The sequence below is a fragment of the Bacillus sp. MUM 116 genome (assembly GCF_001866655.1).
GTDB lineage: Bacteria > Bacillota > Bacilli > Bacillales > Cytobacillaceae > Neobacillus.
This window is the reverse complement of the sequence record NZ_MLYR01000032.1, coordinates 1-20879: the sequence shown is the minus strand read 5'-3', so window position 1 is coordinate 20879 and position 20879 is coordinate 1. Positions and strand designations below refer to the sequence as shown.

25 protein-coding genes are annotated in these 20879 nt (G+C 38.1%); 2 read left to right on the top strand and 23 right to left on the bottom strand.

Annotation, left to right across the window (positions count from 1 at the left end):
• Positions 1–18 precede the first annotated feature (18 nt).
• The 10 genes from resA to BIV60_RS09180 all read right to left on the bottom strand — a co-directional run bounded on the left by resA (position 19) and on the right by BIV60_RS09180 (position 7532).
• The gene (resA, locus tag BIV60_RS09225) at positions 19–543 is read right to left on the bottom strand and encodes a thiol-disulfide oxidoreductase ResA (RefSeq protein WP_071355442.1); all 525 of its coding nucleotides are present in this window, start codon (positions 541–543) and stop codon (positions 19–21) included.
• 99 nt (positions 544–642) lie between these two features.
• Positions 643–1380, bottom strand: coding sequence for a 23S rRNA pseudouridine(2605) synthase RluB (gene rluB / locus BIV60_RS09220; protein WP_071355441.1), 738 nt, complete (start codon positions 1378–1380; stop codon positions 643–645).
• 189 nt (positions 1381–1569) lie between these two features.
• Complete coding sequence (locus BIV60_RS09215) at positions 1570–2106, bottom strand: spore maturation protein (protein ID WP_071355440.1); 537 nt, start codon at positions 2104–2106, stop codon at positions 1570–1572.
• A 7-nt stretch (positions 2107–2113) separates the two neighbouring features.
• Entirely contained in the window at positions 2114–2701 is a 588-nt protein-coding gene (locus BIV60_RS09210; RefSeq protein WP_071355439.1) for a nucleoside recognition domain-containing protein, read from the bottom strand.
• Complete coding sequence (locus BIV60_RS09205) at positions 2694–3836, bottom strand: D-alanyl-D-alanine carboxypeptidase family protein (protein WP_141770436.1); 1143 nt, start codon at positions 3834–3836, stop codon at positions 2694–2696. Before BIV60_RS09205 ends, BIV60_RS09210 begins: the two co-directional genes overlap by 8 nt.
• Positions 3837–3998: 162 nt before the next feature.
• On the bottom strand, positions 3999–4889 hold the full coding sequence (locus tag BIV60_RS09200) for a superoxide dismutase (RefSeq protein ID WP_071355438.1): 891 nt from the start codon (positions 4887–4889) through the stop codon (positions 3999–4001).
• 278 nt (positions 4890–5167) lie between these two features.
• Positions 5168–5656: a YpuI family protein gene (locus tag BIV60_RS09195; protein WP_071355437.1), complete on the bottom strand. Its 489-nt coding sequence runs from the start codon at positions 5654–5656 to the stop codon at positions 5168–5170.
• Positions 5657–5689: 33 nt separating this feature from the next.
• Positions 5690–6103: a hypothetical protein gene (locus tag BIV60_RS09190; RefSeq protein WP_071355436.1), complete on the bottom strand. Its 414-nt coding sequence runs from the start codon at positions 6101–6103 to the stop codon at positions 5690–5692.
• A gap of 84 nt (positions 6104–6187) precedes the next feature.
• Positions 6188–6775 (bottom strand): SMC-Scp complex subunit ScpB, encoded by a 588-nt coding sequence (scpB, locus tag BIV60_RS09185; protein WP_071355435.1) that lies wholly within the window; start codon positions 6773–6775, stop codon positions 6188–6190.
• Entirely contained in the window at positions 6762–7532 is a 771-nt protein-coding gene (locus tag BIV60_RS09180) for a segregation/condensation protein A (protein ID WP_071355434.1), read from the bottom strand. Before BIV60_RS09180 ends, scpB begins: the two co-directional genes overlap by 14 nt.
• Positions 7533–7735: 203 nt before the next feature.
• Here BIV60_RS09180 and BIV60_RS09175 point away from each other — a divergent pair, with 203 nt between their 5' ends.
• Together BIV60_RS09175 and BIV60_RS09170 are read left to right on the top strand one after the other, a co-directional pair.
• A complete protein-coding gene (locus tag BIV60_RS09175; protein ID WP_071355433.1) occupies positions 7736–7822 on the top strand; it encodes a YjcZ family sporulation protein in 87 nt (28 codons plus the stop codon).
• A gap of 130 nt (positions 7823–7952) precedes the next feature.
• On the top strand, positions 7953–8471 hold the full coding sequence (locus BIV60_RS09170) for a DUF309 domain-containing protein (protein ID WP_071355432.1): 519 nt from the start codon (positions 7953–7955) through the stop codon (positions 8469–8471).
• Positions 8472–8498: 27 nt separating this feature from the next.
• Here the strand turns inward: BIV60_RS09170 and BIV60_RS09165 are convergent, their stop codons facing one another.
• From BIV60_RS09165 to deoB, 13 genes are all read right to left on the bottom strand, one after another.
• A complete protein-coding gene (locus BIV60_RS09165; protein WP_071355431.1) occupies positions 8499–8849 on the bottom strand; it encodes a GNAT family N-acetyltransferase in 351 nt (116 codons plus the stop codon).
• Between the two features lie 629 nt (positions 8850–9478).
• Positions 9479–10783: a diaminopimelate decarboxylase gene (lysA, locus tag BIV60_RS09160; RefSeq protein ID WP_083402177.1), complete on the bottom strand. Its 1305-nt coding sequence runs from the start codon at positions 10781–10783 to the stop codon at positions 9479–9481.
• A 149-nt stretch (positions 10784–10932) separates the two neighbouring features.
• Positions 10933–12411 (bottom strand): spore germination protein, encoded by a 1479-nt coding sequence (locus tag BIV60_RS09155; RefSeq protein WP_071355429.1) that lies wholly within the window; start codon positions 12409–12411, stop codon positions 10933–10935.
• Positions 12401–12973: a stage V sporulation protein SpoVABEA gene (gene spoVAEA, locus BIV60_RS09150; protein ID WP_071355428.1), complete on the bottom strand. Its 573-nt coding sequence runs from the start codon at positions 12971–12973 to the stop codon at positions 12401–12403. Before spoVAEA ends, BIV60_RS09155 begins: the two co-directional genes overlap by 11 nt.
• A 33-nt stretch (positions 12974–13006) precedes the next feature.
• Positions 13007–13429, bottom strand: coding sequence for a stage V sporulation protein AB (locus BIV60_RS09145; RefSeq protein WP_071355427.1), 423 nt, complete (start codon positions 13427–13429; stop codon positions 13007–13009).
• On the bottom strand, positions 13419–14039 hold the full coding sequence (locus tag BIV60_RS09140; RefSeq protein WP_071355465.1) for a stage V sporulation protein AA: 621 nt from the start codon (positions 14037–14039) through the stop codon (positions 13419–13421). Before BIV60_RS09140 ends, BIV60_RS09145 begins: the two co-directional genes overlap by 11 nt.
• A gap of 99 nt (positions 14040–14138) precedes the next feature.
• Complete coding sequence (sigF, locus tag BIV60_RS09135) at positions 14139–14897, bottom strand: RNA polymerase sporulation sigma factor SigF (RefSeq protein WP_071355426.1); 759 nt, start codon at positions 14895–14897, stop codon at positions 14139–14141.
• A 12-nt stretch (positions 14898–14909) separates the two neighbouring features.
• The gene (spoIIAB, locus tag BIV60_RS09130; protein WP_071355425.1) at positions 14910–15350 is read right to left on the bottom strand and encodes an anti-sigma F factor; all 441 of its coding nucleotides are present in this window, start codon (positions 15348–15350) and stop codon (positions 14910–14912) included.
• A gap of 2 nt (positions 15351–15352) precedes the next feature.
• Positions 15353–15703, bottom strand: coding sequence for an anti-sigma F factor antagonist (gene spoIIAA, locus BIV60_RS09125; protein ID WP_071355424.1), 351 nt, complete (start codon positions 15701–15703; stop codon positions 15353–15355).
• Positions 15704–15835: 132 nt separating this feature from the next.
• On the bottom strand, positions 15836–17008 hold the full coding sequence (locus BIV60_RS09120; RefSeq protein WP_071355423.1) for a D-alanyl-D-alanine carboxypeptidase family protein: 1173 nt from the start codon (positions 17006–17008) through the stop codon (positions 15836–15838).
• Between the two features lie 119 nt (positions 17009–17127).
• Positions 17128–18432 (bottom strand): pyrimidine-nucleoside phosphorylase, encoded by a 1305-nt coding sequence (locus BIV60_RS09115; protein WP_071355422.1) that lies wholly within the window; start codon positions 18430–18432, stop codon positions 17128–17130.
• A gap of 37 nt (positions 18433–18469) precedes the next feature.
• On the bottom strand, positions 18470–19288 hold the full coding sequence (locus BIV60_RS09110) for a purine-nucleoside phosphorylase (protein WP_071355421.1): 819 nt from the start codon (positions 19286–19288) through the stop codon (positions 18470–18472).
• Between the two features lie 14 nt (positions 19289–19302).
• Positions 19303–20487 carry a phosphopentomutase gene (gene deoB / locus BIV60_RS09105; RefSeq protein WP_071355420.1) on the bottom strand — a complete coding sequence of 395 codons (1185 nt, stop codon included), beginning with the start codon at positions 20485–20487 and terminating at the stop codon, positions 19303–19305.
• Positions 20488–20879: the final 392 nt, after the last annotated feature.

Genomic DNA, 20879 nt, shown 5'->3' with positions numbered 1-20879 from the left:
TAAAAACTCCCAACAACCTTAAGGTTTAATTTTCTCCATAAATTCCCTTACTTTATCCTCCGTTAATTGACCAGTAAAATATTTAACAACATCGCCGTTTTTATCAATTAAAAATGTTGCTGGAAGCGGATCAATACCATAGACATTCATCACTTGCTTATCATTATCAATTACAATTGGAAAATCAAGACTATAGCGTTCCGCAAATTGATTTACGGCAATATTCGATTCGTTAATATCAACCGCGAGAACCTGTACCCCTTTATCTTTAAATTGATGGTATTGGTTATTTATGTAAGGCATTTCTTTTTCACATGGCTTGCACCATGTTCCCCAGAAATTTAGAAATACCCCCTGTCCTTTATAATCGGATAAACGATGTTTTTTCCCCTGCATATCGATTAAAACAAAGTCAGGTGCCGGTTTTCCAATTGCAACTTCCTGCCGGTCATCCTTAGTTAAATTTTGATATAGCGTATAAGCAACTGCTAAACCAAGAACAAGCAAAATAATGGTTCTCATTACTAAACGCCGCTTTTTCATTTGTACCCCTCCAGTAAGCCCATTTGACACAATTTGACTCAATTATATCATTTACGAACATAACCATTTCATTAATAACAATAAGCAAATGTGAACGTTCTATGAATTTTTCTTGGTAAATTCCATTGCTAATGCTCTTAATTGTTTAACTTCATGAGGGGTTAGTTCTCTTGCATCCCCTACTGATAGACCATTTAATGTTAAAAATCCATAGCGCTCACGTTTCAATTTTATTACCTCGTGACCAATCGCTTCGAACATTCTTTTTACTTGGCGGTTGCGGCCTTCATGGATAATAATTTCAACAATCGCTGTTTGTTTCTTTTTATCCAATGACATCATTTTGACTTTTGCGGGGGCTGTTTTCCCATCCTCTAGCCGAATCCCTTTTTCCAATTTTCTTAAACTTTCTTTTTGGGGAATTCCTTTTACTTTTGCTACATAAACTTTTTCGATTTCATTCCTTGGATGCATCAATAGGTTCGCAAATTCTCCATCATTCGTCAGGAGTAAAAGTCCTGATGTATCATAATCAAGGCGTCCGACAGGATAAACCCTTTCTTTATAATCCGAAAAGAAATCTGTAACCACTTTTCTGCCTTTATCATCGCTTACGCTTGAGATCACACCGCGTGGTTTATACAATAAGAAATAAACTGGTACTTCCCGTTCAATTGGTATTTCATTCACTTCAACTTTATCGGATGAAGATACCTTTACACCAAGCTCGGTAACAATTTTCCCATTTACTTTCACTTTTCCCTCTTTTATTAATTCTTCCGATTTTCTTCTCGAAGCAATGCCCGCTTGTGCCATTACTTTTTGCAATCGTTCCATATATTTTCCACCTCGAAGAGTTTACTTTAATACATCATGCATGTTTCCGGTAATAAAGGAAACAATTAGATTATTCCATCCTAATGAATTATGACATAACTTCGACATTTTTCAAAGCTAATGATATAGTAAAATAAAGAAAGCAAGTTCCTTTCACAGGAACTTGCTTTTTTTACGTTTAAATTTTTTCTATTTTGTTCCGAAAACAAATGCAACCACGATGATAGCAACAACAATTCCGACTACATCCGCTAATAGACCAACCTTTAGGGCGTCACCCATTTTTTTAATTCCAACCGCACCGAAATACACGGTTAAAACATAAAAAGTTGTATCCGTACTTCCTTGCAGAACAGAGGCTAGTCTTCCAATGAAGGAATCCGGACCGTACACTTTGATTAAATCACTGGTCATCCCCAATGCGGCCGTTCCCGAAATAGGCCTTATAAACAGCAATGGAACAATTTCAGCAGGAATTCCGATTGCCTCCATGGCCGGCCGAATCCAATTCATTAAAGCATCCAATGCACCAGATGCACGGAATACGGTAATGGCAACGAGCATCCCAACGAGGAAAGGAATAATGGAAACAGCAATTTTAATACCTTCCTTTCCCCCTTCTACAAAGCTTTCATAAGTGGGCACCTGTTTAAAAGTCGCATAGAGTAAAATAAAACCTATTAAAATGGGAATAAAACCTAAGGAAATACCCGATATCAGCTCCATGTCATTTTCATCCTTTTCGGCTTCTTCGATAATAAAAATAACGGTCTATCAGAATAGCAGCCAATGCTGATAATATAGTGGCAATTACTGTTGGAACAACTATTTCTGTTGGGGATGATGAATTGTAGGTCATTCTGATGGCAATAACTGTGGTGGGTATGATGGTAATACTCGCTGTATTAATTGCTAAAAATGTAACCATAGACCGGCTCGCTGAATTTTTCCCGCCATTTAATTTCTTGAGCTCTTCCATTGCTTTAATTCCAAGGGGAGTAGCTGCATTTCCCAATCCAAACATATTGGATATCATATTGGACAAAATATACCCCATCGCTGGATGATTGACTGGAACATCAGGAAACAAACGTTTTACCAGCGGCCGGAATAACTTGGATAATTTATCAAGAAGTCCGGCTTCCTGAGCAATCCGCATCATCCCGAGCCAAAAAACGAGGATGCTAATCAGGCCAATGCAAAGGGTTACAGCATCTTGCGCGCCAGAAAAAATCGCCTTATTTACATCCTCCATTTTTCCGTTAATCATTGCGAACACAATACCAATAATAGTCAAACAAACCCAAATATAGTTAACCATTTGTTTTCACACCAATAATGGATAGAAAGATTTCTTTGACGAACTCAAATAATCCATCATTATTAACCGTGATGCCTTTATAATAAACGGGTACTTCCTTCACGACTCTCCCATCCAAATAAATCATCGCTTTTCCAACCTTCCTGGTTTTCTTCGAATCCCCCCATTTTTTAGAAGGCTTGTCTAATTTATATTTAATGTTAAATAAATCCATTTCATCGTTTGTGGCTGGATAGACTACGGAATTTTTTATAAACAAATGATTCTTGTAGATTTTATTTGTAGAAATATCAAGTTTGCCTTTAGGGATCACTTCTGCCATATCAAAACTTTTAAATCCGTCGTCATACATGGCGATATGATCGTCCCAATCATTAGGATCGTTTAATGTTACCGCAACAAGATTCATATCTCCTTTTGTTGCTGTTGTAACAAGAGTTCTCTTTGCAAGCTTCGTATAGCCCGTTTTACCACCTGTACAATATTTGTACATTGTTAACAAACGATTTTTATTTTTCCAAACTCTGTCCCAGTCTTCGGTTGGATTGGGTGCACGATGTACTTTCGTACCGGAAATTTCCCTGAATTGTTTGTTATTCATGGCGTACCGCATAAGTAACGCCATATCATAAGCCGATGAATAATGCTCGGGAGTATTATCAAGTCCATGCGGATTTGAGAAATGAGAATCAAACATGCCGATTTCCCTTGCTTTTTCATTCATTAATAACGAAAACCCTTCAACACTTCCTCCAACATAATCTGCAATCGCAACAGCTGTGTCATTCCCGGACCGGAGCATCAAACCATAGACTAAATCTTTCAGTTTTATTTTTTCGTCCGGCTTAAGGTAAACAGAGGATCCTTCTGTCCTTACAGCCTGATCACTTACCTTCACGTATTTATTCATTTTCCCTGATTCAATTGCCAATATTGCAGTCATAATCTTTGTTATACTGGCAATTCTTCTTTTTGTGTGTGCATCCTTTTCATAAAGGACACGGCCCGTTTTTTGTTCCATTAAAACCGCACTGGCAGCACCTACGGAAACGGAAGCATCCACCTTTTGAGGAATGTTAGCAATGAATAGTGTGACTATGAGTGAATAAAAAACCAGCTTCCATATCATTCTCATTAGATATACCTCGTCTCCTTTTTTTATTTCTAAAACAATTTTATGCAGGACAAGGATTGTTATGCATCTTTTGGAAAAAAAACGAAGGCAACCAGCCGAATGGAAGGTTGCCTTTCAAATTGTCCAGCTCCAGTGCCTAGCCCCTTGACGTTGGTTTTCTCACTAAATCGCAGTCCATTTAATATCAGCCGCTTTTTCGAAGCGCATTCCTACGTCATGCCAGTTGACAATGTTCCACCAATTTTCTACATACTCAGCACGTTTATTTTTATATTGGAGATAATAAGCATGCTCCCAAACATCAAGAACAAGTAATGGGATCGTATTCCATTGCGTCAGCAGCATATGCCTCTCTGTTTGCAATACTTCCAAATGTCTTGCCAGCGGTGACCAAACAAGTAATGCCCATCCAACACCCTCTACCTGTTTCGCGGCTTCAGTAAATTGTTTTTTGAAGCTTAAAAAACTTCCAAAGTAGTTCTGAATCTCATCTTTTAAAGGACCTTGTGGTGTACCGCCACCATTTGGACTCATATTCTTCCAAAAAATTGTGTGAAGATAATGCCCCGATCCATGAAAAGCCAGTTCTCTTGACCAATGCTTAATAAGAGTAAAATCATTGCTTTCCCGTGCCTTTTTTAGGTTTAGTTCAGCGTTATTTAAACCATTGACATATGCTTGATGATGCTGACTATGGTGCAGTCTCATAATCTCTTCGGAAATATATGGTTCAAGTGCATTATAAGCGTATGGCAGCTCCGGAAGTGTATGTCCACCTGGAGCAAGCGATTTTTCCAATAACCAGATATTCCCTACTTCTTGTTTTCTATGAAAATAATTTTCCATATGATCATGGATTGACTCAGCCTTTGACTGCAGATTTAGAAGCTCTGCATCCGATAACTCACGATTGGTATTTTCAATTAATTCGCTAAAGTCATCGAGATGTATCCATAAGTCCGAATCTGCCTCCACCTTTTCCATCTCTAAAAAATCTTTCATTTGCTCATTCCATTCAAAAAGTTCATTTACATATTTACGGAATTTACTCATGGTCTCCCTCATTTCAATAACTCATTTTTATGGTGAAACCCAAGTCTACCTAAATGGTATGTTTTGAAACTTTTATTAATGCAAAAAAGGTTATTCCTTAATTAAGGAATAACCTTTTTCTTGAGATAAGAAAGTATAAAATGAGGCTTCGAGAATTGTCCAGCGCCTAGCCGCTCGAGGTCACAAGACAAGCCGTCCAAAAGGTTAAAGAACAACCTTTCGGCCGGCTTGTCTTGTGCTATGCCTGAGGCTGTTCAAGGCGATTGCGCTTTTCTTATTTATTTTGATTGTGCCATTTTTGTCCGATAATCGGTTTCGTAAAACTCAAGTTCTTCTCTAATCCGTTGAAAATCGCCTTCTAAGGCTTTGATGAGCTGCCCAATGGATTCAGGTACAGGCTGATAATATTTAATTGAATTTTTTCCGGTATATGCAGATCTGCTATCCTCATACCATGCATCATTTTTTGGGGAAAAGAATTCTTCAATACATTGATGATAAATACGATATAGCGTTTTTTCAGCAGCGGCCTTTTGAAATGGCTCACTTTGAAGGATCAGTAAAGATGTCTCGATACTTTCCTCACTGTAAACCAACAGTTTCCGTAAGTTAGAAATAATCAATTTGTAATAGTTTTGTTTTTCAACGGTTTCAGGATTTAATTGTGAAATGGTTGTTTCATTTAAAAATCCTTCAAGTGTTTGAATTGTCCCCTTTAAAAACTCTTTTACATCTTTAAGCTGTGATTCTACTAATGTATTACCCACATTTACACCCCCGAATATGTTCCATTCTAAACATTATTTTGGCTGCATAATAAAAGCAAGCGGTGATTTTAACTCATAATTTTTGTTTTGTTTAAGGGATTGAAAAATTTCAGGCAGCTTTTTAAAATCAATATCCTGGAAAAAGGCCGCAAACTCGTGCTTAGAATTAATATATACCCGTTTACGATGGCGCAGGCCCGGATTTTTAATTAAACAAACAAGGGCAACAATATCCTTAAACTCTACATCATCAAAAATGGGGTCTTGCTCATAGGGAGTGAATTCATTGAAAAATTCTTCAAAATACCTAACATAGAGAACGTGTAAGGTTTTTTCTTCTCCATCATCCACAAAAGTTACTTCACTTCTGTTAAAGAAATCTTCTGAGGTATTTGATTTCTCCTTTTCTAATTCATATCCGCCGTATTGATTAATTAGCACCTTCATTCCACTCCTAAACAATAAGAAATTAATGAATTTAATAGTTATTTCTATTTTATCATAAATATTCCTGCATGTTTCTGAATAATTCTATGATTCAAGTGTTTCTTGAAACTTTTCAAAAAATAAATCCGCTTCATCCTGGATATATTCCTCATCGGCCTTTTCAGGTAGTTTTGGTAGTTCTTTAAGGCTTTTCAGACCAAAATAGTCGAGAAATTCCTTTGTTGTTCCATATAAAATCGCCCTGCCTGTACCTTCTGCTCGGCCGACTTCCTTAATAAGGGCCTTGGAAACAAGGGTATGAAGCGGTCTTTCTGTTTTTACCCCGCGAATTTCTTCAATTTCCGCACGCGTGATCGGCTGTTTATAGGCTATTATCGCGAGAGATTCTAACGCTGCCTGTGATAGTGTGGACGTATTAGGAGAATCGACCAGTTTTTTTAAATAGACGGCATTTTCTTTCTTGGTCGCAAGTTGAAACGTTCCGGCCAGCTGTACAATTGTAATTCCTCTTTGCACATTACGTTCATATTCACATATCGACTCTTCAATGATTTCATTTGCCTTTAATTCATCTACCTCTAATACCTCGGCGATTTGTTTCAATGTTAACCCTTCATCACCAGCGGCAAACAAAAGACTTTCTAAAATACTGCTCCAATTAATAATTTCCAACCACTTCTCTTCCTTCCTGTTTTGCCTCAACGAAAATATCGCCAAAGTTTTCTTGTTGCTCTACATCAATTTCTTTTCGTTTAATCAGTTCTAGGATTGCTAAAAAGGTAACGACAATATGTTCCTTCTCCGGATAGGGAAAGAGTTCATTAAAGTTTTTTCGGCCTTTTAAATGTTTTAATTCACCCATGATTTCTGACATTCTTTTCTCAATTGAAATTTCCTGCCGAGTAATTTTTGTGGCCAATGGCCGCTGGAGTTTTTTTCTTCGCAGCAATTTTTGAAATGCTGCCAGCATATCATAAAGCGAAACATTCAAATCGGCCTTTTCCGGTTGTTTATCTTTTGCAAAATCTGATAAATCACTCGGCGGTTTTGTATACATTAGTCCGCGTTCCTCTTCCATTGACTTTAAATCATTGGCAGCGTCCTTATATTTTCGGTATTCAATTAAACGTTCCACAAGCTCGTCCCTTGGGTCCTCATCATAGGAAATTTCGCTTTCCATATCTTCGATGTTTTCTTCATTTTTTGGTAAGAGCATCTTGCTCTTGATGGCCAATAATGTAGCAGCCATGACTAAAAACTCACTTGCAATATCAAGTTTGAGTTCTTTCATTGTATGAATATAGATTAAGTATTGCTCAGTAATTTGAGCAACTGGGATATCGTAAATATCAATTTCAAGCCGATTGATTAAATGCAATAATAAATCCAACGGCCCTTCAAACGCATCAATTTTAACCTTGTATGGCATCGTTTATTCACCAGTATTCTTGAAAAATTTGTCGCTTTTCTTTCGACTATTATTAGTATAGAGGAATCAGTTTCGTTATCCAATAGAAAAATCCCCCTTCTTGGGTCGATTTAACTAAAACAAGAGATTGCCCAAACACTGGACAAATTCTCTACATATGATGACATTGAACAAAGCAAATATACATTTAGGAGGTAATTAATATGTCTGATGGTTTTGGTGCCGGTTTTGCGTTAATCGTTGTTCTATTCATTCTGTTAATTATTGTTGGTGCTTCTTGGGTTTGGTAATTTAAAAAGCGGAAGTGCCTGGCCTGCCATTTGGCAGGCTTTTTTTATCCCAGCCAAATCTTCTAAAAAAGCAATAATAATCGTAATTATGATAAACTAAATGTACGAAAAAGGGTAAGGGGGAGAAGGATTGTACCCAAAAGAATTTATGGAATATATGGTCCACTTTCATGGTGACCGCGATTATTTTGAATGTCATGAAATTCTTGAAGAGTATTGGAAAAGAATTGACCCTGCGAATAAAGAATCGATTTGGGTTGGATTTATTCAATTAGCAGTCGCCAATTACCATCATCGGCGGCTCAATTTTACAGGAGCAAAAAGAACGTTGGAAAAAGCCTGTTCCATTTTTAAAAATCAACATGAAACAGTTACCCAATTAGGCTTGGATTATAAAGTATTCATGGAGGATTTGACTAATCGTTTAGCAGTGATTGAAAATAAAGCTCCTTACAGTAGTATGGTTCTTCCTATTTGCCATCCGGTTTTCCTCAATAAATGCATAGATTTATGTAAAAGGAAAGGATTTGACTGGGGAAAACCAAGTAATCTTACAAATGCTACATTGGTCCATAGGCACAAACTTCGAGATCGATCAGATGTGATTCTGGAAAGGGACCTTGCTAAAAATAGGAAAAGGCAACGATAAACGGAATCGTTGCCTTTCAAGAAGACTTTAACATATATCGCATTTCTCAACAAAAGCTGCTGTTTGTTTATTTGAAGTGATTTTTCGCTCAGGATACATTTCCTTCAGTGCTTTTACCATTTTTTTCCCCACACCTTGATAACGATGGGAAGGGTTCACAGATATATGCTGTATCTCTAATTCATTGGATGCATCGAGATTAAGAACTCCAAGCAGGCCAATAATATCTTCTTCTTTCCACAAGAACAACTGCCTAAATTCTTCTGTCTCATATTCCTTCATGGTTTGCTGGAGCTTTTTTAAATCCTTTTCATTTGGCATAAAGGACATTAAACCCATAGCAATTTTTTCGAAAGCTTTTTTATATCGAATTAACATATTGATCCCTCATTATATTAAATAAACCCCGCAAAAAATGTTTTTCCTCTAAAAATGTTACAATTTATGTATTATATGTTTTCCCAGCCCTAGTTGCGCCCTTGTCAATCATACAAAATAAATGCTTATTCATCAATCCCAATTACTAGGGATGCTTAGGAGCAATAAATACCCAATAAATGATGCCCCAAATAATTGAAAGGGCAATTAAGACACCGAACAAAATCCAATTATTTCTTTTCATTCACGACTTCCCCCAAAAAGAATGAAGATGCTTCCTACATTCTACACCATTTGAAAAAAATAATCTATTTCTCTTTTATCAGAAAAGCGGAAGCGCCTTGCTCAGCCCGACAAGTACTGGAGGGCCTGACGCTGAAGTCGGTTTTTGACTTCATCGGCATGCCTGCATCATTGAATAAGCACCCTTGCAGGCATGCGACGAGGTGAACAGCACTTCCTCGAATATGCATTGCCGCAGGAGCAGATTTGCAATCTAGGAAAAAAGCAGTTCATTTTTTCCCTCGAGGGGCTAGGCGCTGGAGCTGGCCAATTCTCAAAGTTGAATTATTTACCACTTTCTTTTCAGATAAAAGGAATAAGCCGCCCAATTCTGGGCAGCTTCCTCCTCATTTGAGTGGTAAATCGAGTCTAATTAAATCTTCGTATGTTTCCCTTTTAACAACGAGAGTGGATTTGCCGTTTTCAACAAATACAACCGCTGGTCTTGGTAAACGATTGTAATTATTTGCCATCGAATAGCCGTAAGCACCTGTACAAAAAACTGCTAGAATGTCCTCATCCCTTTGTTTAGGAAGTGGTAAATCCCAGATGAGCATATCACCTGACTCACAGCATTTACCCGCGATTGAAACGATTTCATCTGAATTCTCCAGCGGTTTATTGGCGAGTACTGCTTCATATTTAGCTTGATAAAGTGAAGGTCTAATATTATCACTCATTCCTCCATCAACTGCCAAATATTTTCTAACTCCAGGTACTTCTTTTGAAGATCCGACCTTGTAAAGGGTAGTTCCAGCATCTCCTACTAGTGAACGGCCTGGTTCTATCCAGATTTCCGGCATACTTAAAGAATAATGACTCACAAGCCTTTTCACTTTTTTAATTATTTCCATCACATATTGATAAGGTTGCAACGGCTCATCTTCATTTGTATATCGAATCCCAAAGCCTCCGCCCAAATTTAGAACTTTTGCTTCGAACGATATATTGTTTTTCCACTCATTTAATTTTTCAATAAGTTTTTCAGCTGCCAATAGAAACCCCGTTGTTTCGAAAATTTGCGAGCCAATATGACAATGAATCCCTAAAACCTCGAAATTATTATAGAGCAATGCTTCCGTTAATGCTTTTTCCGCTTGCCCATTTTGCAGGTCAAACCCAAATTTAGAATCTTCCTGACCCGTTAAAATATAATCATGGGTGTGGGCTTCAATTCCTGGTGTAACCCTTAATAAAATCTTGACCGTAGTATTTTTCTCCGAACAAATGGATTTTAAAAGATTAAGCTCATAGAAATTATCAACGACTACACAACCTATTTCTTTTTCCAAAGCCATTTCCAGTTCTTCTCTGCTTTTGTTGTTCCCGTGAAAATGAATTCGGTCAACCGGAAACCCTGCAGCTAGTGCTGTAAATAACTCGCCACCTGATACAACATCTAGTGATAAGCCTTCCTCTTCTGCAAGCTGCAGCATGGCAATCGTCGAAAAGGCTTTGCTGGCATAAGCAACCTGTGCTTGAACATTTTGTTCCTCAAAGGCCTGCTTAAATCCCCTTGCCCTTTCTCTGATTAATGCTACATCATAAACATAAAGAGGGGTACCGTATTCCCCGGCCATTTCAATTGCATCAAGGCCGCCTATCTCTAAATTCCCATTGCTATTAATACCTGTAGAACCATAAAAGTGCATTTTCTCCCTCTCCCCGTAGTAACTCAAATTCATATCCCTTAGCATTAATAATAAATAGACAGAATCTACAAAAGATACTGCCTATCTTTTACAATCTTAAATTAAAATTACTTTAGCATAACAACGCAAAATCTGCAATTTTTTTAAAATCAATTAGGCGGCTGGCGGTACCGGTTTCTTGGATGGACAATACTTGGTCTGAGTATTGAACCCGGTACTGCTCTGCGGAAAATAATTTGTAAAAATCCTTTTGGCTCGAAAGGCAGGAATGGCCAAAAGTAAGGTGTATTAAATGTGCGCATTTTAACAAGGAAAAGAAACAGCAGTGTTGCACCAATAACAAACCCAGGTGTATGAAAGAAAGCAACCAGAAGAAGTAAGGTAAGTCTGCCAATTTTATTTGCAATACTTAATTCATAACTAGGTGTCGTAAACGTCCCAATTCCTGCAACTGCAACATAAAGAATAACCTCGGGAACAAACAGGCCAACACTAATGGCAATTTGGCCGATTAACACCGCTGCAATTAAACCCATTGCAGTTGATAAAGGTGTAGGTGTATGAATTGCTGCAATTCGTAAAAATTCAATTCCAAAATCCGCTAAAAATATTTGGATGATAACCGGTATATTTGTCTGTTCATTGGGTCCAATAAATGCAAGCTTTTCAGGCAATAAGGACGGCTCTAACACAAATAACAGCCATAAAGGCAACAAAAAAATAGAAGTTAATACCCCTAGGAAACGGGTCCATCTTACAAATGTCCCCATCGCCGGAGATTCACGAAATTCTTCAGCGTGTTGAACATGATGAAAATAAGTTGTCGGGGTAAGAATCACACTTGGTGAGGTATCACAAATAATGGCAATATGCCCCTCTAATATATGAGCGGCTGCAATATCGGCCCTTTCTGTATATCTTACTAGCGGAAATGGGTTCCAACCTTGTTTTAAGATAAATTCTTCAAGGGTTTTATCAGCCATTGGGATTCCATCTGTGTCAATCGACTTTAATTCTTTTCTAATAATATTTAATAAATCAGGGTCTACCACATCTTCTAAATAGCATATGGAAACATCTGTTTTTGAACGTTTTCCAACCTTTATCAATTCATATCGAAGACGTTCGTCTCTTATTCTCCTTCTAATTAAAGCAGTATTAAGAATAATATTTTCAACAAAGCCATCCCGTGCACCTCTGACGACCTTTTCTGTATCGGGCTCTTGAGGCGAGCGCCCAGGGTAGCTCCTTACATCGACTACAAATGCGGTACTTTCGCCATCGATTACTACTACAATTAATCCAGTAAGGATATAGTCGACCATTTCGGTTAGTAATGTGATTGGTTGTACAGATTGGTTAACTAGTCGGTTTTCAATAATCTTAAAAAGATCTGCAGATAATTTTTCATGGTCATTTATTTCAACTAGTTCTTCAACCAATTCAATTGCATATCGAGTATCAACCAATCCACTAACTGAATAGATGTGTACATCCTTCTTCAAAACCTTTAACTTCCGAATATTTAAATCGAAGCTTACTCCTAAACCAACCCTTTGTTTCATGTAATGTTCAACTTCACTCACTGATTCCGGAATTGGCCATTGTTGCTCTTCCTTATTTGTCATGAAAACCACTCCTTTCGAGAATAAGTTCCACCGCTTTTTTCGTAATCGGTGAGCCGATCCTGTAATCATCTCTCCTTGCCATTTTACCGATATCTCCGATTCCAACTATTAGCGGGACATCTAATTCGTCAAGGCAGTAAACGGTATCTCCATTTATTCTGCCAATTTCCAGTTCCGGTATACCAAATTTATCTACTCCATAGGGAGTTATTTCACCATCGCGATCAATACTTATATCAATCCTCGCCCACTCTTCATGTCTTGACTTTGCAGCTACTGCGATTATCCCCAGTACTTCAATATCCTTATGTAATGCAACATATTTTAGGGCATTTTCACCGGCACCCTCACCCACAATGCCACTATCATCAAACATCACCAACACCGGATCATTTGGAGCTTTTTTTATTAAATGAATAAGCTCATGACCTGTTAATTTGGACGGATTTCCATGAGACATAGAAATGCAGCGCCCGCCCACTTCCTTAGCAACATACTCCACAGCCCTTCTTGCATAATCATCTCCATCCGTAATTAAAATTACACGCCTCCGAATGCTCATGATTGTGATGTCCTTTCATGGCTTTAATTCCTGTTAATGATGAATAAAATAAACCCATTGAAATAGGGACCCAGCAACTTTCCCTAGAACAATAGCCATTATTAAATAGATAATGTCTTCATCCAACCTGATTCTTTTTGCAAGAATTGGAAGCACATTTAATACTTCTGTTAATGCACCTGCAAGCATCCCCACATAGACTCCCTCTGTTAATCCAAGGGGAATCAAAAAATAAGCTGAAATGCCTAAAATTGGATCTCTTAGGCTGATAGCAACCCCTGCAAGAGCACCGATGACCACAGCCCATTCATATTGTTGTATCATTTTTTGTGTTTTTGATAATTGTGTCAGTCTTGGAATAATCCCGAGTACAGTTAAAAAGGCAACAAAGCCCAAACCAACAGCCAATCCGCTTGCTAAACCAAAAAAGAGTACGGTTAAAATTTTAATTGTCATCAAGTTTCTTCGTACTTTCTTTATTTTCATGAATGACCAAGTAATTATCTAAATCCATTTGATAATTAAACATTTCGACTTCGAGTGGACTGGGCTCATCATTGATTCTCTTTTTAAACACATGATTAAAAAATAAAATCATTCCTAAACCTAAGCCAATAGAATAAGGAATTTGAAATAACCATGGTTTCGATTCTTTTCTCCCGGTAATAATGGTATAAAATTTTTCCTGAACGCTTCTCATACTGACATCATCATGAAAATTCATGATTGCCATAGCTGAACCAAAAAATAATAAAAACCAAATTAACAGAAAAAAAGGAACAGAGACTCCTTTTTTCTTCGTTATCACCTCTATAATCGTTTGTGCCGGCCCAACTGTTTGAACTTCCATCTCGGGGAATTTTACCGTTATCTGATTAATCACTTTCATCACATCAATAACGACAATATTCCGATCCTTTTCTGAAATTTGATGGATGACCGTATTTTCCAAATTGGTCATATCATTTTCCGGTGCAATTATTTGGGCTACATCCTTTAGCTTAATCACATCTTTCGGATTAGTTTTCACACGATTCCGCATGCGGATGTAGATTGTTTTTTCCAAAACATTCACTCCCCACACATTGATTTCCTCGTATAACTAGTATGGATAATAGTTTCTTTTTTATGAAACCAAAAATTGGAATAAAAAAGACCGAATGGATCATTGATCCATTCGGTCTTTCATTTGCATCAATATTTTTTTCTCGAGCCTTGAAACCTGAACCTGAGAAATTCCCAGCCTCACTGCTACTTCCGATTGGGTTTGATCCTTATAATATCTTAAATACACAATTAATCTTTCGCGTTCATCCAATTCTCTAATCGCTTCTTTTAACGCGATTTTTTCAAACCATTTACCCTCATTGCCATCATCGATTTGATCCAAGAGCGTAATGGGATCGCCATCATTTTCATAGACCGTTTCGTGAATGGAGGATGGCGTTCTGCTGGCCTCTTGGGCAAGAATAACGTCCTCGGGTGATAAATCAAGGTATTCCGAAATTTCATTTACGGTCGGAACCCTGCCAAGCGTCTTCGATAATTCGTCTTTTGCCTTTCGAATTCGGTTGCCCATCTCTTTTAATGATCGGCTTACTTTTACCGTTCCATCATCGCGGATAAATCGTTGAATCTCTCCGATAATCATTGGAACAGCATAGGTGGAAAACTTTACATCATAAGAAAGGTCGAATTTATCAACTGACTTCAATAAACCAATACAACCAATTTGGAAGAGATCGTCAGGGTCATAGCCTCTATTTAAAAAACGTTGGACAACAGACCAGACAAGACGCATATTTTTTTCAACAATTAACTCCCTTGATTCCTGGTCTCCACCCTGGCTTTTTTTTATCAATTCTTTTACTTCATGATCCTTTAAATACGGTTGATTTTTATTGTTCTTGACCTCCACATCCATTGGCAAGTCTCCTTAATTGCACAGCATTTTGCGAGATTGTAAATGCTTTCGTAATCTTACTTCGGTTCCTTTACCTGGCTGCGTGAGAACCTCGACCTCATCCATGAAATTTTCCATGATAGTAAATCCCATACCGGATCTTTCCAAGTCCGGCTTTGTTGTAAATAATGGCTGACGAGCTTCCTCCACATCTACAATTCCAATTCCTTCATCTCGAATCGTCACATCAATTACGTTTTCCTCAATACTAACGTAAATATAGACGATTCCACTTGAATCATTTTCATAACCATGAATAATCGCGTTCGTTACCGCTTCTGATACCACCGTTTTAATTTCAGTCAGCTCATCCATTGTCGGATCAAGCTGAGCGATAAACGCAGCAACGGTCACACGTGCAAAAGATTCGTTTTGACTTAACGCACTAAATTGAAGATTCATTTCATTTTTCATTTTTATGCAACCCCCAATCTTTGCAATGCAAAGCTTTCAGTCGGCTCCATTTTAATAATCTTAAATAAACCCGACATATCAAATAACCTTTGTATCGCAGGGGAGATTGCACAAACAACCATCTCACCGTGCACCTGCTTAATTTGTTTGTATCTTCCTAAAATAACCCCTAGTCCCGAGCTATCCATAAAGGTTAGATGTTCCAAATTTAAAACAATATGACGAATATCATTTTTTTCAATTGCATTTGCAGCCTGCTCACGGAGTTCGTCTGCTGTATGGTGATCCAATTCACCGCTTAATCGAATACATAAAACATCATGTTTAATTTCCAATTCAATGTTAAGACTCACTATCCCTGGCCTCCTTAATTTGGTATAGTGAGTCAAATTCGATAGAGGGACATACATTTCCTTCTATTGGGACAAAACTAGTGGTCATTCGCTAAAACTAGTAATAAACCTTCTATATTCGACAAACACTTTTTATTTTCCGGATTTGGTAAACATACCGAATGCCCGTTTATAAAGACTCCACCATCCTGCCTCTTTTACATCGGTTTTGGCTACTAATGGACTTTCCAAAACAACTTTTCCATCCTTAATCAACTTGATGGTTCCGATTTTATCTCCTTTATGGACAGGAGCATCGAGATTCTTCTTTAGAAGCACTTTTTGTTTTACGTCTTTTGTTTTTTCTCCTTTTTTCGTCAATAAGGATAGCGGTTCACTCGTAACTGCTTCTACTGTTTTTTCCTTCCCTTTACTTACATGTGCTTTGCTTATCACTTGATTCCGCTTATACATAGGATGTGTTTGATATTGACTAAAGGCGTAATTAAGCATTTTTGTGACTTGGGCATTTCTTTCTTTCGATGTTGGTGCGCCAAAAACAACGGCAATGACACGCATACCATCCTTTTGGGCTGTCGCCGTTAAACAATATTTTGCCTCTGCGGTAAACCCGGTTTTTAAGCCATCAACACCCGGATAAAAGCGGACAAGTTTGTTCGTGTTAACGAGCCAGAACTTTTTATCCGTATTTTCGCGAAGGTAAGCCTCATACATTCCCGTGAATTTCGTAATATCCTCATATTTTAAAAGTTCTTTTGCCATAATGGCCATATCTTGAGCTGAACTATAATGGCCTTTTACAGGAAGCCCGGTTGTATTTTTAAAGAAAGTATGCTTTAACCCTAACTCTTTTGCTTTTTTGTTCATCATGTCAACAAATGCCTCTTCAGAGCCTGCGATTCTTTCGGCCACGGCCACTGAAGCATCATTTCCTGAACCAATTGCAATTCCTCTTAGCATTTGTTTTGTAGTCATTTCTTCGCCTGGTTCAAGAAAAATTTGTGATCCGCCCATGGAGGCAGCATATTCACTTGTGCGAATTTTTTCATTCCAGTTTAATTTTCCTTGATCGATTGCTTCCATGATTAATAACATTGTCATAATTTTGGTCATGCTTGCCGGCGGCAGTTCTTCCTGGCTATTTTTCTCAAAAAGGACTTTCCCCGTGTCGCGTTCAATTAATACTGCTGATCTGACATTATTTACAAGCTCGGTGCTATTCTTTTCTTCAGCTGCAAAAGCGGAAGGAATCCATAAACTTGTAACCAAAAAAGATATCATCATTAAAGAGACGATTCGTTTCATCGCATAACCCTCCATTCTTTATATAGATACCATTTTTTCCAAATCAAACAACTTTATACAGAAATTTCCTCCACTATAATAAAAAAGCCCGAGATTTTCACTCGGACTTTAAAACTCCATTATTCGGTAATCTCTTCATGAATCAAGATTGGTGCTTCTACTGGTGTGGTAGACATCTTGATATTTTCATAAAGTTTATCTTTCACTTCATTAATATTTTCAAAATTGCTATAAATTGTTACCAATGATTCACCTTTTTTCACTTGGTCACCAATTTTTTTCCGTAGGACAAGACCGACGGCTAAATCAATAACCGATTCTTTGGTTGCTCTCCCGGCACCTAACAGCATCGCCGCTGTTCCTACCTCATCGGCAATAATTTCGGAGACATATCCGTCTTCTCTCGCTTCCAATTCATAGATAAATTTTGCTTGTGGCAATTTGGAAGGGTCTTCTACAACGGATGCATCTCCGTCCTGTGAGCTTAAAAAGACTTTTAATTTTTCAAGTGCTTCCCCATTTTTTATCACGTTTTCCAGCATTGTTCGAGCTTCTGCCAAAGAATCTGCCTTTTCAGCCAAATACACCATATGGCTTCCAAGTGTTAGACATAGCTCTGTTAAATCATCCGGTCCTTCCCCTTTTAACGTATCAATGGCTTCTTTTACTTCAAGCGCATTACCTATGGCATAACCCAGCGGCTGGCTCATATCAGAAATAACCGCCATTGTTCTTCTGCCGACATTATTTCCTATCCGCACCATTGCTTTGGCAAGTTCTCTGGAATCCTCAAGTGTCTTCATAAACGCACCGGCGCCGGTTTTTACATCAAGAACAATCGCATCAGCACCCGCTGCTATTTTTTTACTCATAATTGAACTTGCGATAAGTGGAATACTGTTAACTGTAGCGGTAACATCTCTTAGAGCATAGAGCTTCTTATCAGCTGGAGTCAGATTTCCGCTTTGGCCAATAACCGCAATTTTATTATTATTGACGAGATTTATAAATTCATCATTTTCAATTTCTACATGGAATCCTTTTACTGCCTCCAATTTATCAATGGTCCCACCTGTATGACCAAGTCCGCGTCCAGACATTTTTGCTACAGGTACCCCAAGGGCGGCAACAAGCGGTCCAAGAACAAGTGTCGTCGTGTCACCAACCCCGCCGGTGGAGTGTTTATCAACTTTGATTCCTTCTATTTTTGATAAATCAATTTGATCACCGGATTCCACCATTGCCATTGTTAAATCAGCCCGTTCTTTTTCAGTCATCCCTTGAAAATAGATGGCCATAGTCCATGCACTGATTTGATAATCAGGAATGGAGCCATTAGTATAGCCATTAATGATAAATTTAATTTCTTCCGTTGATAATTCATGCCCATCGCGTTTTTTTTCGATCAAGTCGACCATTCTCATTCATTATCACCTCTTTATAAGTTTAAAAATACAAAAATTATGCTATTCTTTTGACAATTTCTTTAATATACAAAAGGAAGTTTGATTTAACTTTTTCGGTTGTTTCAATTACTTCATCATGGCTTAATGGCTGATCTAAAATGCCTGCTGCCATATTTGTGATACAAGAAATTCCCAAAACTTTTAATCCACCGTGTCTTGCCACAATTACTTCCGGAACTGTTGACATCCCTACTGCGTCTCCGCCGAGCACTCTGGCCATTCTTATTTCTGCAGGTGTCTCATAAACAGGGCCTGTAAAGCCAACATAAACTCCTTCTTTGATGGCGATGTTTAGATTTCCGGCAATTTCTTTTGCAATCCCACGTAATTCTTTCGTGTATGCTTCAGACATATCCGGGAATCGCACTCCAAGCTTTGAATCATTCGGACCAATTAACGGATTTGTTCCCATAAAATTAATATGATCCGTAATAATCATTAAATCGCCTGGGGTAAAGCTTTCATTCACACCTCCTGCAGCATTTGTCACAATCAGCATCTCAACGCCTAATGCTTTCATCACTCGCACTGGAAATGTGACTTTATCCATACTGTATCCTTCATAGTAATGGAACCTACCCTGCATGGCGACAACCTCTGCCCCGCTTAGGGAACCAAAGACCAATTGTCCAGCATGACCCTCTACCGTTGAAATTGGGAAATTCGGGATTTCAGAATAAGGAATTTTAACTGAATCAACAATTTCATCCGCTAAAACTCCTAGTCCGGAACCTAGAATAAGACCAATTTTCGGTGTTTTTGAATATTTTCCTTTTAAAAATTCCGCAGCATTTTGAATTTTTTCGAAATTCATCGCTATACCCCTTTTTATTTCAATTCGTTTAAAAAGCTTTTACCGTAATTTGGCATTTTTATATTAAAATTATCTGCAACGGTTGCCCCAACATCTGCGAACGTCTCTCTTAATGGAAGTTCCTTTCCTCCTTGCATTCCCTTTGAGTAAGCAAGTAAGGGAACATATTCTCTTGTATGATCTGTTCCAGGGGCAGTTGGGTCATTTCCATGGTCTGCTGTAATGATTAACAAATCATCTTCTTTAAGCTTTTCAAATACTTCAGGCAATCGGGCATCATACTCTTCTAAAGCTTTTCCGTATCCTTCAGGATCGCGGCGATGTCCATAAAGTGCATCAAAATCAACTAAATTTATAAAACTAATTCCGGTAAAGTCCATTTCAAGGGTTTGAATCAACTTATCCATTCCGTCCATATTGGAAACAGTTCTTAATGCTTGTGTTACCCCCTCTCCGTCATAGATATCTGATATTTTGCCAATCGCAATCACATCATAACCAGAGTCTTTTAATTCACTCATAACGGTTCGATCAAATGGTTTTAATGCATAGTCATGACGATTTGCAGTACGTTTAAAATTTCCAGGTTCGCCTAAAAATGGACGGGCAATGACCCGGCCAACCATATACTTTTCATCAAGGGTTAATTCGCGGGCAATTTTACAAATTTTATATAATTCTTCAAGTGGTACTACTTCTTCGTGGGCGGCTATTTGTAGCACAGAATCTGCAGAGGTATAGACAATTAATGCACCCGTTTTTATATGCTCTTCTCCGAGTTCTACTAATATCTCCGTACCGCTTGCCGGCTTATTTCCAATAACCTTTCTGCCGGTTCGTTTTTCGAGTTCTGAAATAAGTTCTTCAGGAAAACCTTCAGGGAACACACGGAAAGGGGTCTTAATATTTAAACCCATAATCTCCCAATGTCCTGTCATTGTATCTTTCCCGTTAGATGCTTCCTTCATTTTTGTAAAATAGGCAAGAGGTTTTTCCGCTTTTGGTATCCCTTTAATTTCACGGATATTGCTTAAACCTAATTTGGCCATGTTTGGCATATGAAGGCCATTCATTTTTTCTGCAATATGCCCATATGTATCGGCGCCCTTGTCACCGAACCTTTCAGCATCTGGTGCTTCACCAATACCTACCGAATCCATTACAATTAAAAATATTCGTTTATATTTACTTACAGTCATAAGGTTTTCCTCCTTGTGAAGTGGTAACGGTTACACGAAAAACGGAATAAATCGTAACATATGTTGCCCTTTTTTAACCATATTAACCATGAAAACACATTCATTCGTCAGAAGTCTGACATCTCTATTTTACTAAAAGACTAGGAAAATACAAGAAAAAACTGCCTATAATTTAGACAGTTTTCTAACAGAAAAGCGGAAGCGCCTTGGTCAGCCCCGATATAGTAAGACTAGTCGATTGGCAAGCTTTGCGAAGCCAGAGACTTAGTCGCACTTAATGCGTACAGAAAGCGTTAGCTTTCTGTAGCCAAGTGCTGGAGGGCACGGCGGTGAAGTCGTTCTTTGACTTCATCTCCGGGACCGAAGCAACCTAGGAAAAAAGCAGTTCATTT